At 44.3% G+C, this 14,907-nt stretch carries 14 protein-coding genes; 2 read left to right on the top strand and 12 right to left on the bottom strand.

Features of this window, described 5'->3' with window-relative positions; translation table 11 throughout:
- Positions 1–13: 13 nt before the first annotated feature.
- From dtd to M1D69_RS07390, 8 genes are all read right to left on the bottom strand, one after another.
- Positions 14–454, bottom strand: a complete 441-nt coding sequence (dtd, locus tag M1D69_RS07425; protein ID WP_059293508.1) for a D-aminoacyl-tRNA deacylase — start codon at positions 452–454, stop codon at positions 14–16.
- 12 nt (positions 455–466) lie between these two features.
- Positions 467–2,671, bottom strand: coding sequence for a GTP diphosphokinase (gene relA, locus M1D69_RS07420; RefSeq protein ID WP_044154273.1), 2,205 nt, complete (start codon positions 2,669–2,671; stop codon positions 467–469).
- A gap of 168 nt (positions 2,672–2,839) precedes the next feature.
- Positions 2,840–3,352, bottom strand: a complete 513-nt coding sequence (locus M1D69_RS07415; protein ID WP_010335123.1) for an adenine phosphoribosyltransferase — start codon at positions 3,350–3,352, stop codon at positions 2,840–2,842.
- A 5-nt stretch (positions 3,353–3,357) separates the two neighbouring features.
- On the bottom strand, positions 3,358–5,718 hold the full coding sequence (gene recJ, locus M1D69_RS07410) for a single-stranded-DNA-specific exonuclease RecJ (protein ID WP_458104129.1): 2,361 nt from the start codon (positions 5,716–5,718) through the stop codon (positions 3,358–3,360).
- 66 nt (positions 5,719–5,784) lie between these two features.
- The gene (locus tag M1D69_RS07405) at positions 5,785–6,120 is read right to left on the bottom strand and encodes a LapA family protein (RefSeq protein WP_458104130.1); all 336 of its coding nucleotides are present in this window, start codon (positions 6,118–6,120) and stop codon (positions 5,785–5,787) included.
- A 76-nt stretch (positions 6,121–6,196) separates the two neighbouring features.
- Complete coding sequence (locus M1D69_RS07400; RefSeq protein WP_024122319.1) at positions 6,197–6,694, bottom strand: cation:proton antiporter regulatory subunit; 498 nt, start codon at positions 6,692–6,694, stop codon at positions 6,197–6,199.
- Between the two features lie 158 nt (positions 6,695–6,852).
- A complete protein-coding gene (secDF, locus tag M1D69_RS07395; protein ID WP_059293505.1) occupies positions 6,853–9,066 on the bottom strand; it encodes a protein translocase subunit SecDF in 2,214 nt (737 codons plus the stop codon).
- A 37-nt stretch (positions 9,067–9,103) separates the two neighbouring features.
- A complete protein-coding gene (locus M1D69_RS07390; protein ID WP_010335127.1) occupies positions 9,104–9,400 on the bottom strand; it encodes a post-transcriptional regulator in 297 nt (98 codons plus the stop codon).
- 114 nt (positions 9,401–9,514) lie between these two features.
- Here M1D69_RS07390 and spoVB point away from each other — a divergent pair, with 114 nt between their 5' ends.
- A complete protein-coding gene (gene spoVB / locus M1D69_RS07385) occupies positions 9,515–11,071 on the top strand; it encodes a stage V sporulation protein B (RefSeq protein ID WP_458104131.1) in 1,557 nt (518 codons plus the stop codon).
- Positions 11,072–11,074: 3 nt separating this feature from the next.
- Here the strand turns inward: spoVB and M1D69_RS07380 are convergent, their stop codons facing one another.
- Positions 11,075–11,731 carry a DUF421 domain-containing protein gene (locus M1D69_RS07380; RefSeq protein ID WP_458104132.1) on the bottom strand — a complete coding sequence of 219 codons (657 nt, stop codon included), beginning with the start codon at positions 11,729–11,731 and terminating at the stop codon, positions 11,075–11,077.
- A 196-nt stretch (positions 11,732–11,927) separates the two neighbouring features.
- Here M1D69_RS07380 and M1D69_RS07375 point away from each other — a divergent pair, with 196 nt between their 5' ends.
- A complete protein-coding gene (locus M1D69_RS07375) occupies positions 11,928–12,314 on the top strand; it encodes a TIGR04086 family membrane protein (RefSeq protein ID WP_024122324.1) in 387 nt (128 codons plus the stop codon).
- Between the two features lie 58 nt (positions 12,315–12,372).
- On the opposite strand, the gene yajC is transcribed toward M1D69_RS07375, so the two are convergent.
- From yajC to queA, 3 genes are read right to left on the bottom strand one after another with little or no spacing between them, the layout of a single operon-like run.
- Positions 12,373–12,639, bottom strand: coding sequence for a preprotein translocase subunit YajC (gene yajC / locus M1D69_RS07370; protein ID WP_024122325.1), 267 nt, complete (start codon positions 12,637–12,639; stop codon positions 12,373–12,375).
- Positions 12,640–12,686: 47 nt separating this feature from the next.
- Complete coding sequence (gene tgt, locus M1D69_RS07365) at positions 12,687–13,832, bottom strand: tRNA guanosine(34) transglycosylase Tgt (RefSeq protein ID WP_458104133.1); 1,146 nt, start codon at positions 13,830–13,832, stop codon at positions 12,687–12,689.
- Positions 13,833–13,858: 26 nt separating this feature from the next.
- Positions 13,859–14,887: a tRNA preQ1(34) S-adenosylmethionine ribosyltransferase-isomerase QueA gene (gene queA / locus M1D69_RS07360; protein WP_024122327.1), complete on the bottom strand. Its 1,029-nt coding sequence runs from the start codon at positions 14,885–14,887 to the stop codon at positions 13,859–13,861.
- Positions 14,888–14,907: the final 20 nt, after the last annotated feature.

The raw sequence follows: 14,907 nt of genomic DNA, 5'->3' as shown, positions 1-14,907 counted from the left end.
TTTGGCAGCTTTTTTATTTTGAATCCATAATCAAAGTAACCGGTCCGGAGTTAGTGAGCTTTACATCCATCATGGCGCCGAATTTACCTGTTTCTACTTTGATTCCTTTTTCACGAAGCAGGTCATTCCATTTTTCATAAAGGCCCAAAGCCTTATCAGGTTTTGCGGCGTTCATGTAGTTCGGGCGCCGTCCTTTTCTCGTATCTCCGTAAAGCGTAAACTGTGAAACGGACAAAATCTCTCCGCCTGTGTCCAAAAGCGACAAATTCATTTTTCCATCGCTGTCATCGAAAATGCGAAGATTCACCATTTTATCCGCTAAGTAAGCGGCGTCCTCTTCTGTATCATCGTGAGTGATGCCGACCAGGACCATAATGCCTTGTCCAATTTGGCCGATCACATCTCCATCAACGGTTACACTTGCTTCTGTTACTCGCTGAACGACTATTTTCATTTTGTGACTCCTTTAATTCATGACGCGGCGCACAGAATATATATCCCTTATTTGCTTAATGCGCTCAACGACTTTATGCAGATGATTGATATTCTGGATAAAAATAGCCATATGGATGGTTGCCACTTTGTTGCGATCCGATTTGCCAGAGACAGAAGAAATATTTGTTTTCGTTTCATTCACTGCCTGAAGCACCTCGTTAAGCAATCCGCGGCGGTCATATCCAAGAATCTCGATCTCAACATTGTATTCCTTGCGTTTTTGCACCTGTGACTCATGTTCCCACTCTACAGGTATCAGCCGCTCCTGTGCTTCATTCGTTTTGACATTCGGACAGTCGTCGCGATGGACGGAAACCCCTCTGCCTTTTGTAATGAAACCGACAATATGGTCACCAGGCACAGGATTGCAGCATTTCGATAAACGAACAAGAAGATTGTCGATCCCCTTGACGCGAACGCCAGCTTCCCGCTTTCTTCCTTGCGGGTACGGTTTAGGCTCCGCAGCGACATCCTGGACGATTTTTTCTTGTTCTTCCTGATCGCGCTGTTTTCTTTCTTTTTCCGTCAGCCGGTTCGCCACCTGCAGGGCTGTGATGCCATTGTAGCCGACCGCTGCGTACATGTCTTCTTCATTTGAGAAATTAAATTTATCAGCAACTTTTTGGATGTTCTCCGGTGTCAGGACGTCCTTCACTTCAAAGTCCAGATTTTTAATTTCTTTTTCTACCAATTCACGGCCTTTTTCGACATTTTCTTCACGCCGCTGTTTCTTAAAGAATTGACGGATCTTATGCTTCGCCTGTGAAGTTTGAGCAAGCTTCACCCAATCCTGACTCGGTCCATAGGAATGCTTGGACGTAAGAATTTCAACGATATCACCTGTCCGGAGCTTATGGTCAAGGGTCACCATCTTTCCGTTGACCTTCGCCCCGATTGTTTTATTGCCGATTTCAGAGTGAATCCGGTAAGAGAAATCAATCGGGACAGAGCCGGACGGAAGCTCGATGACATCTCCTTTTGGCGTAAAGACGTACACCATATCCGAGAACAAATCGATTTTGAGCGATTCCATAAATTCTTCGGCATCTGTTGATTCATTTTGGAATTCCAAAATTTCGCGGAACCATGAAAGCTTTTTCTCAAATGTTGCGCTTTCACTCGCTGCTTTTCCTTCTTTATAAGCCCAGTGAGCCGCAACCCCGTATTCCGCGATTTCATGCATTTCAAAGGTGCGGATCTGCACTTCCAGCGGGTCGCCTTTAGGCCCTATAACTGTTGTATGAAGCGATTGATACATGTTCGGCTTCGGCATTGCGATATAATCTTTGAACCTGCCGGGCATCGGCTTCCAGCAGGTATGAATTATGCCGAGCACCGCATAGCAGTCCTTTATGCTGTTCACGAGAATCCGGACAGCAAGCAGATCATAGATTTCATTGAATTGCTTATTTTGCAGCACCATTTTTCTATAGATACTGTAAATATGTTTCGGCCGGCCTGAGAAGTCAGCCTTGATGTTGACTTCTTCGACACGTTTTTTCACCTCATTGACAACCTCGTCGACATAAAGCTCGCGTTCTGCTCGTTTTTTCTTCATGAGGTTGACAATTCTGTAATATTGCTGAGGATTCAAATAACGGAGCGCCGTATCTTCCAGTTCCCATTTAATCTTTGAAATCCCGAGGCGATGAGCCAAAGGAGCAAAAATTTCCAGCGTTTCATTAGAAATTCTGCGCTGTTTTTCTTGGGGAAGATGTTTCAGCGTCCGCATATTGTGAAGACGATCCGCCAGCTTGATCAGTATGACCCGGATATCTTGAGCCATAGCGACAAACATTTTGCGATGATTTTCCGCCTGCTGTTCCTCTTGAGATTTATATTTAATTTTACCGAGCTTCGTTACACCGTCCACAAGCATTGCCACTTCCTCGGAGAATGCTTCCTTCAGGTCATCAAGCGTCACATCAGTATCCTCCACTACATCATGCAGAAATCCGCCCGCGATTGTGGATGGATCCATTTCAAGATCAACGAGAATTCCCGCAACCTGAATCGGATGAATAATGTAAGGCTCACCTGATTTGCGGTATTGCTCGCGATGAGCGTCTTCAGCGTACAGGTATGCTTTTTCGACAAATGCGATATGCTCATCGGATAGATAACTGCGCGCTTTATCAATAACTTGCTCGGCAGTCAATACTTGTTCGTTCGCCATGGAATCACCTTTTTTAAAATGTAAACTGTATTGTAGTTTATTATCAAGAAAAAAACGATAGATGTAAAGAGCAGAAGTTCAAATCACCAAATAATATATCAAATAAATGCAAAACAATAGGAAAAAAGCACCCTGATATCGAGTGCTTTTTCCTTTATAAGGTTATCTTTAGTATTTCATTAGTGTTAAGATGTCATAATTATCAAGTTTATTTCTGCCGTCAAGGTAAGAAAGCTCGATTAAGAAAGCGATACCAGCTACAATGCCGCCAAGCTCCTCAACTAGTTTGATTGTCGCTTCAATTGTGCCGCCTGTCGCAAGCAGGTCATCTGTAATAAGCACACGCTGGCCTGGCAAAATTGCATCTTTGTGAATCGTTAATACGTCTTTGCCATACTCCAAACCGTAATCCACTTTGATGACCTCGCGCGGCAATTTGCCTTCTTTGCGAACCGGTGCAAAACCGACGCCGAGCGCGTAGGCAACCGGACAGCCGATAATAAAGCCGCGCGCCTCCGGGCCGACAACCAAATCAATTTGTTTTTCTTTCGCATATTCAACAATTTGATCTGTTGCATAGCGATAGACATCGCCTTTATCCATCAGTGTCGTAATATCTTTAAATTGCACGCCTTCTTTCGGGTAATCGGGTACAATTGTTACGTATTGTTTTAAATCCATCTGTTTTATGTCCTCCTCGTACTTTCATAAGCCTCTGAATCTTGTTTCATCAGCTTATTCAGCCATTCCTTCAGCTCTTCAGCCGCAGAATAATTCAGCTTTTGATCCAGCTCCATCAGCTGCTGTTTTGCTTGATATGTTTGTGAGTCCGTTAAATCGCGTTTTTTCGCTCCGCTTATCACAGACAGCACACCATTCTCTATTTTAACAAAACCGAGATCAAAAAACACCTTTGTCATGAAATTGATTGTTTCAACGGACCAGCCTTTATGCCTCGCAAGCTCTGAACCGTGTTTTTTCAAGTCAAAAGTGCCTCTTTTCAGCAAGAATGCATAATACCATTTAAAGTGGTCTCTTGCCGGAAAAGATGATAAAAAGTGTTCCTCATGATTGAGAAAGATGAAGTAAATCCGCTCAGGCGCTTTGCCTTCCAGCAAAAGTGCGAGCATGTCCAGCGAAGGCGGAGAATCCAGTAATACAATATATGCACCGTCAAGTTCATATGCCTTCGCTTGGTCTTCAGAACTGATAACGCGCACGTCATGGCGAAGATCTTCAGACTGAAGAAGCGTTGTGGTTTCTTCTTTGAAGGAGACAATGACTCGTTTATCAGACGGAAGGGCGGAAACGGTATCTTTCCACGTGCGTTTTCCTCTTAAGTCAAACAGCTGCCATTCAGCAACAGCCGCATCCTTGATCATCAGCTGCGGTTTTTTTCTGTTATTCCATTCATTGATCGACATTTCACCAACAATCGAAATTTTTGAACCGGGCACTATACTTTCCTCAAGCTCGCCTTTGTTAAAACCGACGCAGTCAAGCTGTGATGAATCGTTTCTAATCGTCATTTTGACATGATTTTTATTCGCCCCGATTTTGCGGACATCTTCCAGCACTGCGTTTTCTACCATCACATGCGGTTTCGGGTTCAGCATGCCGAAGGGAGAAAGCAGATTCATCTCTGTGATGCTTTCAACCGTAATGTCCTCCACGCTGCATACGAGGTCTACTTCCTGTACAGGAATAAAATCTTCTTCTGTAAGCGTATTGTCAGCTATCTCATTTAGCCTGTTCCGCAATTCCGGCACATCTTCGGCATTCAGCGTCATGCCAGCCGCCATTGGATGGCCTCCAAAGTGCGGGAGAATATCTCTGCATTCAGAAAGGCTTTCAAACAAATTAAATCCCCTGATGCTTCGTGCCGAACCTTTGGCGATCCCTTTTTCTTCATCAATTCCAAGGACAATGGCCGGGCGGTAAAAACGGTCTACAAGCTTTGAAGCTACAATTCCGACGACTCCGGGATTCCACCCTGCTTTTGCCACGACAATCGCAGTTTGATTAAGCCCTTCTTGTTCAACCATTTCAATCGCTTCATCCGTCATTTTGCTGACCATCTTTTGCCGTTCTTTATTAAGCTGATCGATTTCAGCGGCAAGCTCTTCCGCTTCAAACGGGTCCTCTGACATAAGCAAATGAACAGCAGGATCGGCCTGTTCAATTCTTCCGACTGCATTCAGTCTCGGTGCGAGCTGAAATCCGACGGTTTCTTCGTTCGCTTCTCCGATTTCTCCGCCTGAAAGCTTAATCAGTTCTTTTAAGCCAAGCCGGTTCGTCCGCCGGAGCATTTCGAGACCTAATGTTGCAATTAATCTGTTTTCATCATGCAGCGGAACTAGATCGGCAATGGTGCCGATTGCCGCCAGGTCAAGAAGTTCATCTGGCAATTCGCCCAATAATGCGTGGGCAAGCTTAAACGCCACGCCCACTCCTGCAAGCTCCTTAAAAGGATAGGTGCAGCCAGGCTGCTTCGGGTGAACGATCGCATGGACATCCGGAAGCTCTGGTCCAGGCTCATGGTGATCGGTAATGATGACATCTAAGCCAAGTTCCTTTGCTACCTTCGCTTCATGGACAGCGGCAATCCCCGTATCAACCGTAATAATGAGTGAGAAGCCTCGTTCTTTAATCGAGCGAAACGCCTGTTCATTAGGGCCGTAGCCTTCTTTAAACCGGTCAGGTATATAAAAATCAACTTGCGCCGACAGCTTTTGCAAAGTGTGCAGCATCACTGACGTACTGGTAACTCCATCGGCGTCATAATCGCCATATATCATAATCTGTTCTTGTTGTGAAATCGCCTGTTTTATTCGTTCTACCGCTTCTTTCATCCCCTTCATCTCATAGGGATCATTGAATTCGGCATCCTTTGTATGTAAAAACAGCCTCGCGTTTTCTGCCGTATCAAAGCCTCTTTTTACAAGCAGCGACGCAACAAGAGGTGTTATGTCCAATTGTTCTGTGAGTGATTTGACCTTTTCCTGATCTGGTCGCTGGATTTCCCATCGCATTTTTGACGCTAACATAAATTCACCCCTCAACCACCCTATTATACTAGAGCAGGCTGAGGGGTTTCAAATATAATTCGAAAACTAGTCTTTTTTCTCAATCATGGCGGATGCATCCTGTGTGTCGGCTTGAACATCATTCAAATGAGCATCCTCTTGGTTATGTATCGTGTCCTGTGCGGTTTTGGTTTCTTTCCGCAACGCTTTTATTTCTCTCTTTAATTTCATGACTTGAAAAATTCCGGCAGAAAAAACGATCAGTGCCCCCATCAGTACTGAACCTAAAATAACTAGAATAAGCGGCCACTCTGATCTGCCAAACAGGTAATCAACTTCTACGGATCTTACATTAATTACTGCGAAAACAGCGACAAGCAACGTAAAAATAAGTGCAAATATAATCGTCCATTGTTTGTTCATTCGATTACCCCCAAACTTCACTTATTGAGGTTAGTTTCCCTATTCACATTGGTTTTAAACATGGCTTGACGCGAGGTCAAGCCCCCAGTGCGGTTAATTTTTCACGGATCAGCCTCTTCAGTCCGTCTCTCTCTCCAGAGATGACGAGTGTATCTCCTTCTTCTATCACTGTTTCAGACCCTGGATTCAATTGCTTTTTCTGATTTTTCTTTAATATAGCGATGACTGTCGCTTGATATTCCTGCCGCACGTCCAAATCACCGATGGTCTTGTGAACGGCTGGTGCTCCTGCTTCTGCTTTAAACCATTCTATAATCAAATCGTCAAGAGCCACTTCCACGGTTTCTAACGCTTTCGGCTTATATGCCATCCCGCCCAGAATCGCAGAAATCTGCCTCGCTTCCGCATCATCAAACTGTACGGATGTCACACATTCTTCATGATCATTTTCGTCAAAATAATACAGCTCTCTTCTGCCGTCGTCATGAATGATAATTGATATTTTATCTTGGTTTCTGGTGACAATCTCAACTTTTTGCCCGATACCCGGCAGCTCCGACTCGCGAACCTTCATACCCAAACCCTCCCACATATATGAAAACCTGTCACAAATCCTCTTCACACCATTTATATGTTTAATTGTAAGCGTATGTCATTATAGCAAATGTCTATTTTAAGATCAATCAAACGCCAAAAAACAGGCTGCCCATAATGGACAGCCTGACAGTTACTCTATTGTTCCGTACCTTTTTTTAATTCTTTCCCTTTCCAAACAAGCCAAATTTGCGCGGCAATGTAGAGGGATGAATAAACACCTGTTAACAGCCCAACCAATAGAGCGATTGAGAAGTTTGTAATAGAAGATGCTCCAAAGATCAGCAGTGTTATGACAACAATCACTACAGTTAATACGGTATTAATGGATCTTGTAAATGTTTGCTGCAAGCTTAGGTTTACAATATGGCTCAAATCGGCAAACGTTTTCGGCTTGCGCTTTTTCATATGCTCGCGAACCCTGTCAAATGTAACGATTGTATCGTTAATCGAATAACCGACAATCGTCAGGACGGCCGCAATAAAGGTAACATCTACCTCCAGCCTTGTAATGCTGAAAAATGTGATGATAAAGAAAGCATCATAAAGCAGTGAAACAATCGCAGCAACCGCCATTTTGTACTCGAATCGGATGGAAACGTAAATAATGATTCCGATTGAAGCAATGGCCACTGCGTACAATGCGTTTCTCGCCAGCTCTTTACCAACAGTAGGTGACACCGTGCTGACATTCGGCTCGGATCCGTACTTGTCTTTAAAGTAATCTTTCACTTTTGCAATGGTTTCTTTATCAGGCACTCCTACAAAGCGGGCAACACCAATATTGCTCTTTTCGCCTGACAAGACAACCGTGTCAGGTTCCATGCCAAGTGATGCAAAGTCCTTCTCCACCTGCTCTGTCGTGAGCTTATGGTCACTTTGCACTTCAATCCGTGCGCCGCTCGCAAAGTCAATACCCAGATTCAGCTTAAATACAAGCAAAATAATAATCCCGGCAACGGTAACTGCGCTTGAGAAAATAAAGAAAAATTTTCGTTTGCTCGTAAAATCCCATTTTTGGAACGGCGTATACGGTTCTGTATTTTCATCTGTGTCCTGGATGTCCACAATATGTTTCTTTTTGACGCCAAACCAGCCTTTTTTCCGGTCTAACCATCTGCTTTCCACAAGAAGCGAGAGCAGAAATCTTGATAAGAAGACTGCGGTAATAAAGCTTGTCAGAATCGACAGAATCAGCATTGTCGCAAACCCTTTAACAGAGCTTGTCCCAAAGACAAAGAGCACAACCGCTGCAATAATGGTTGTAATATTCGCGTCAAAAATCGTCGCAAATGACCGTCTGTTTCCTGAGCGGAAGGCAGAACGAACGGATTTTCCTAGCTTAAGCTCTTCCTTAATCCGCTCATAGGTGATGATGTTGGCATCTACAGCCATCCCGACGCCTAAAATGAGTGCGGCTATTCCCGGAAGAGTGAGAACAGCGTTCATCCAGTCAAAAATCTGGAGGGTAATGTATACATAAACTGATAGCGTAATCACCGCAATCAATCCTGGCAGGCGGTAATAGAAAAGCATAAATAGGAAAATAATAGCTATTCCGATAATACCTGCAAACACCGTATCATGCAGCGCCTGCTGTCCAAATTGCGCGCCTACTGATGTTGAGTATTTTTCAGTCAGTTTAACAGGCAGCGCCCCGGCATTTAAAATGCTGGCTAAATCTTTCGCTTCCTGGACTTTGAAATGCCCTTCGATTTTTACATCTTTTGTGTTTAATTCCTGGCTTACATTCGGAGCGGAAACATATTTAGGGTTCTCTTTCTGAACTTCTTTTTTATAAGAGTCACCTTTTTCGTAATCCAGCCAAATAACAAGCTGGTTGTTTGGCGCCATATTCATGACCTTTTTCGTCACTTCTCCGAATTTATCAGCGTCCTTTAATTTGATAGTGACAATCGGTTCATTTGTTGTACTATCATAAGTTTGTTGTGCGCCGTTTTCGACGAGATCCGCACCATTCAGCAATTCTTTATCATTTGCATCTCTGAAAGAAAGCTGAGCCTCAGTCGCCAAAATTTCCCGCGCTCTGTTTTGGTTTGTCACACCAGCGAGCTGAACACGAATCCGGTTATTTCCTTCAATTTGGATGTTCGGTTCACTGACACCGAGGACATTCGCCCTGCGGTTCAAAGCCTCTACTGTGCTGACCAGAACGTCTTTTGTGATTTTGTCACCTTTTTTTACGGGCTGTACGTCATACAGCACCTCAAATCCGCCTTGTAAATCCAATCCTAACGTAATATTGTTTGCAGCTGGCTTTGTAAAGTAGCCCAGACCCGTGCCAATCAATAGAACGAAAAGGAAAAACGCAATCAAGCGTCCTTTTTTCATTATGTATATCCTCCCTTAAACCTATGCAAATCAACTGCTACCTCAGTAGTTCTTCCAATGCTTCCTGACCTTCTTCACTGCCCAGCCAATTAGACGTTTTAAATGACTCAACAGTTGCATAGTTCATAAATTCTCCAATTTTCACTGATAAAATATCCCTTGTCAGTTCATAGATGTGCAGCTCCGATTTCTTTTTCCACTTCTTGTTTTTTAAGTATGACCACAAACTGTCGAGCTCAACATCATCATATCCCAGAATCTTAAACTCTTCCAGTTTGCTGTAAAGAAACGGCCTTACGTGGTCTTTATACAGATCGGCTGGATGCTTATCCACGAATTCCACGCTCCTTTTTATTGTTTTTCAAGAAGACTTGTCATGCTTGGACGATATATACGCATATCTTTATTGTATATGATTCCAGGTAGTTTGAGAAGGCAGGGGGTAAAAATGGCGAAACAGACGTTTTTAAAGGGCACTCTAATCCTTATCGCAGCAGGGATGGTCACAAGAATGCTCGGCTTTGTCAACCGGGTGGTCATCGCCCGTTTTATCGGCGAAGAAGGGGTCGGGCTCTATATGATGGCGGCTCCTACCTTTTTCTTAGCCACTACATTAACTCAATTCGGTCTTCCCGTCGCGATCAGTAAGCTTGTCGCTGAAGCCAGCGCACGCGGAGATCATCAAAAAACGAAAAATATTTTAGTCATGTCTCTTACCATCACTGGGATTCTCAGCCTGATTTTCACACCGCTGTTTTTATTTTTCGCTCCGGTAATGGCGGAAACCATGCTGACAGATCAGAGGACGCTGTACCCCCTCTTGGCCATTACTCCGGTCGTGCCGATTATCGCCATATCCAGTGTGCTGAGAGGGTATTTTCAAGGAAAACAAAATATGAACCCGCTTGCCGTTTCACAAGTCCTAGAACAGATCGTCCGCATTTCTCTCGTGGCTGTATGTACGACGATTTTTCTCCCTTACGGAATTGAATATGCCGCAGCGGGAGCCATGCTTTCTTCAGTTGCAGGAGAGCTGGCGTCACTCGTTTATTTATTCATTTGTTTTAAATTCAAAAAGACAATGAAAATCAGAAAACATTTTTTTCAATCGATTAAAAATGGAAAAGAAACTTTTTCTCAATTAATGAGCGTCTCACTTCCTACAACCGGCAGCCGTTTTATCGGCAACCTGTCTTGGTTTTTTGAACCCATTGTTGTCGCGCAAAGCCTTGCAATTGCCGGAGTGGCGACAGTTGCGGCTACAAAGCAATACGGGGAACTGACCGGCTTTGCCATGACGCTGCTGACTCTGCCCAGCTTTATTACATATTCTTTGTCGACCGCGCTTGTTCCTGCGATAAGTGAAGGAATGGAACAGAAAAAACTTCAGGTGGTTGAATACCGATTGGAGCAGGCCATGCGGCTGTGCCTGCTTAGCGGGGGCATTTCAGTAGTGATTTTATATGTGTTTGCGGATGAGCTGATGAGCGTGATGTATGGGTCCTCAGGCGCAGCTGTGTTTATAAAAGTCATGGCGCCGTTTTTTCTGCTTTATTATTTCCAGGGTCCGCTTCAGGCTGTGCTGCAGGCGCTCAATTTAGCAGGAGCCGCAATGATGAACAGCTTGATCGGAGCCCTTGTGAAAACAGGCCTTATTTTCGTCCTTGCCACGAGACCGTCTCTCGGCATCATGGGTGCTGCATTAGCGATTGTAACGGGCATGGTGCTCGTCACCCTTTTGCATGCAGCGACAGTGAGCAAAGTGCTGCCGATCAGCATCAAAATAAAAGAGTACGTGCTCTGCTTTGCGGTTATTTTTATATGCGGGTTCCTCAGCTCTGCTGTCAAACAATATGTGACCTTCGGAGAGTCGGAGGCTGTGAATGTTGCCGGATGGATTGCGATAAGCGCTGTTTTCTATATCATCTTGCTGCTCGTTTTCCGTTTAATCAAAAAAGATGAGCTTCGCCGCATCCCTATTATCGGACGCCTGATCGTCCGATGAAAATCAGGTGCGGTGCCCATTTTTTTCATCAATAAAAAATTCGCCGTCAGTAAACGAACAAAATGATATAGCTGAGGGATTCGTATATCCCTGTTTCAATAAATTCTCCTCAAGCCACTGGTTATCTTTGCCGATCAGAGCCAGGTTTTCAGTTTGAATGTCACCGTCAATGATAAGCGGCATCTCCAGCTGTCTATGTTCATCATTGTTTTGTTTTTTTACGACAGTCAGTTTGCCTGACGGCTCTAATATAGCAAATGATACATCAGCCACTCTGTCGATATTATTTTCTCTTAGCTGAACCATCAAATCATCAAAATTATAACGCTGTGATTTCATGGCGTTTTCGTCAATTTTTCCGTATTTAATGATAATGGTGGGCTTGCCGTCAAGAAGCTGACGTACGTTCCGGTTTTTTAAGGATATGTATGCAAACGTCACTTGGATCATCATTAGCACAAGCATTGGCAAAATGGTATGAAACAGATGGTCCTCTACGTTTTCTATGGCCAGGACAGCAATTTCTGCCATCATGATAAAGACAACGAGATCTAATATACTAAGCTCTCCGATCTCCCGCTTGCCCATGAATCGAAAAATAATCAGGATCACAAAATATAATACGACTGTGCGAAACGTTATAGTAAGAAGCTCTTCCATCATGCACCTCCAACTCATCATAGCATGCAACAAAACATACGATTTATGTAAGAAAAAGCGATCGTATTTCATAAAGCTTTTACGTCTAATTCACGGAACGAGGGAATACATTTTTACAAAGACGAGCCATCAGCATGTCTGAGGCTTTGTTTAAAAAGAACAGAAGCCTTTATAGATAGGCAGGGAGGAGAAATTCATGGAGGAAACGAAACAAGTTGGAAAAGGCATACTCTACGGCTTAATCGCTATTTTTTCAGCCATGCTCCTAACGAGTTTAGCCGTTTCACTTTTACTGACAGCAACCTCGCTTGAAGAATCATCATTCAACTGGCTGATCACCGCCGTATCATTTCTTTCTTTATTTATCGGCGGATTCATATCTGGCGGGAAAGGGAAGGAAAGAGGATGGCTGATTGGGGCATTGACTGCTTTAAGCTTTTCCTTGATTATTTTACTGTTTCAATATCTGGGATTCGGAAAAACATTTACAGCAGAACAGCTGCTCTTCCATCTTGGCTTTTTAGGCGTATGTATGCTTGGCGGCATTTTCGGAGTGAATTTGAGAGGAAGCAGATCTTCCTAATAAAAAAAGAGCGGGGGTTACCCGCTCTTTTTTGTTTGCTATGTATGAACTCCTGCTGTTATTCAGCAGCAGAAGTTTCTCTGATCGCGCGGCGGTCGAAAGTAAGACGCGTGTTATCACCAGTCTTAATGACGACTTTGCTTTCGTCGATAGAGTCAACTGTACCGTGCAATCCACCGATTGTCACGACTGAATCGCCTTTTTTCAGTTCCTCCTGCATTCGACGCACAGCTTTTTGCTGCTTCTGCTGCGGACGGATCAGTAGGAAATAAAGAACCGCAAACATTAAAATAATAGGAACTAATGTACCTAAAGTACCTGTCATCTTTTTCCCCCCTTTCTGAAACAAACTTGCCATTATGGCTTTTTATATTAGAAGCTTTTCGCATTTGGCTTGTTATAGCCGTAACGCTCAAAGAACTCTTCTCTGAAATCACCCAGACGATCCTCGCGAATAGCCTGTCTTACCTGCTCCATTAAGTGTAACAGAAAATGAAGGTTATGGTAAGTTGTTAATCGGAGTCCAAACGTTTCATTGCAGCGAATCAAATGTCTGATATACGCCCGTGTGTAATTTTTACATGTGTAGCAATCACACTCTTCATCAATCGGACGGAAGTCTCTCTCAAATTTTGCGTTTTTCATATTGAGCCGGCCTTCAGCAGTAAACACCGTGCCGTTCCGTGCAATCCGGGTAGGCAGCACACAGTCAAACATGTCTACTCCGCGGATCGCTCCGTCAATCAGAGCATCCGGAGAACCAACTCCCATCAGATACCTCGGCTTATCCTTCGGTAAAAGCGGTGTCGTAAATTCAAGCACCCGGTTCATAACGTCTTTCGGTTCACCAACGGACAATCCACCTATAGCATATCCCGGAAAATCAAGGGAAATCAAGTCTTTCGCGCTTTGTGTGCGCAAATATTCGTATTCTCCCCCCTGAACAATACCAAACAGGCCTTGCTCGTCCTGCCGGGCATGGGCATTCAGGCAGCGTTCAGCCCAGCGGCTTGTCCGCTCAACTGACCGTTTCATGTAATCGTATTCTGCCGGATATGGCGGGCATTCGTCAAATGCCATCATAATATCAGAGCCCAGTGCGTTTTGGATCTCCATCGCTTTTTCCGGAGATAAAAACAGCTTATCTCCATTTAAGTGATTGCGGAAGTGAACGCCCTCTTCCTCTATATTACGAAACTTGCTTAATGAAAAGACCTGGAAACCGCCTGAATCTGTTAAAATTGCGCGGTCCCAGTTCATAAATTTATGGAGTCCGCCCGCTTCTTTTACAATATCCTGTCCCGGGCGAAGCCATAGGTGATATGTGTTGCTTAATATGATGCCCGCGTCCATTGCCTTCAGCTCTTCAGGCGCCATTGTTTTGACTGTCGCCAGTGTGCCGACCGGCATAAAAACAGGCGTTTCAAAGGAGCCGTGCGGAGTATGCACTCTGCCCAGGCGCGCCCCTGTTTGTTTGCATTCTTTTATAAATTCATAGCGTATTGGTTGTTCAGCCACTTTTTATGAGGCCTCCTGTTCTCAATTTATATAATCAGCATTGCGTCGCCGAAGCTGAAGAAACGGTATTCTTCTTCAACCGCATGGTTATACGCACGCAGGACATTTTCTCTGCCTGCAAGCGCACTGACCAGCATAATCAATGACGATTTCGGCAAATGAAAGTTTGTAATCATTCCGTCAATGGCTTTGAATTCATAGCCCGGATAAATAAAAATAGATGTCCATCCGCTTGATGCTTTAAATCGCCCATCATGTTCACCGGCAATCGTTTCAAGCGTGCGGGTTGAGGTCGTGCCGACAGAAATAATCCGTCCGCCCTTTTCCCTTACGCTGTTTAAAGCCGCGGCCGTTTCTTCTGACATTTGGTAGAACTCTGCATGCATATTATGCTCTTCCACTTCATCGGCGCTGACCGGACGAAACGTTCCGAGACCGACATGCAGTGTGATGAACTCAATCTGAACGCCTTTGTCCTTCAGCTGCTGTAAAATGTCTTCCGTGAAATGAAGACCGGCTGTAGGCGCAGCGGCAGATCCGATTTCTTTTGAAAACACCGTTTGGTAGCGCTCTCTGTCATCAAGCTGTTCCTTAATATATGGCGGAAGCGGCATTTCTCCGAGTGATTCCAGCACCTCGTAAAAAATACCGTCATATTGGAACTCAACTTTTCTGCCGCCATGCTCCAGCTCTTCCGTGCAGACAGCTTTTAATCTGCCGTCTCCAAATGTTACAACGGTTCCTTTTTTTACCCGTTTTGCCGGCTTGACGAGCGTTTCCCACCTGTCACCGGCTTCCTGTTTCAGCAAAAGCAGTTCTACTTTTGCCCCCGTATCCTCTTTTGTTCCGAATAACCGAGCAGGCAAAACGCGGGTATTGTTCAGCACGAGACAATCCCCTTCTTTAAAGAAACTGATAATCTGTTTAAACGAGCTGTCTGTCAGCTCTCCTGTATGTTTATCAAGCACCATCAGCCTTGAAGCGTCACGCTGTTCCAATGGCACCTGTGCAATTAAACGTTCCGGTAGTTCAAAATCAAATAAATCAACTTTCATAATTTCACCTTTATTCTAGT

The organism is Bacillus sp. PK3-037, from assembly GCF_054161355.1.
The sequence above is the reverse complement of the archived record's forward strand: the minus strand, read 5'-3'. Positions and strand labels throughout refer to the sequence as shown.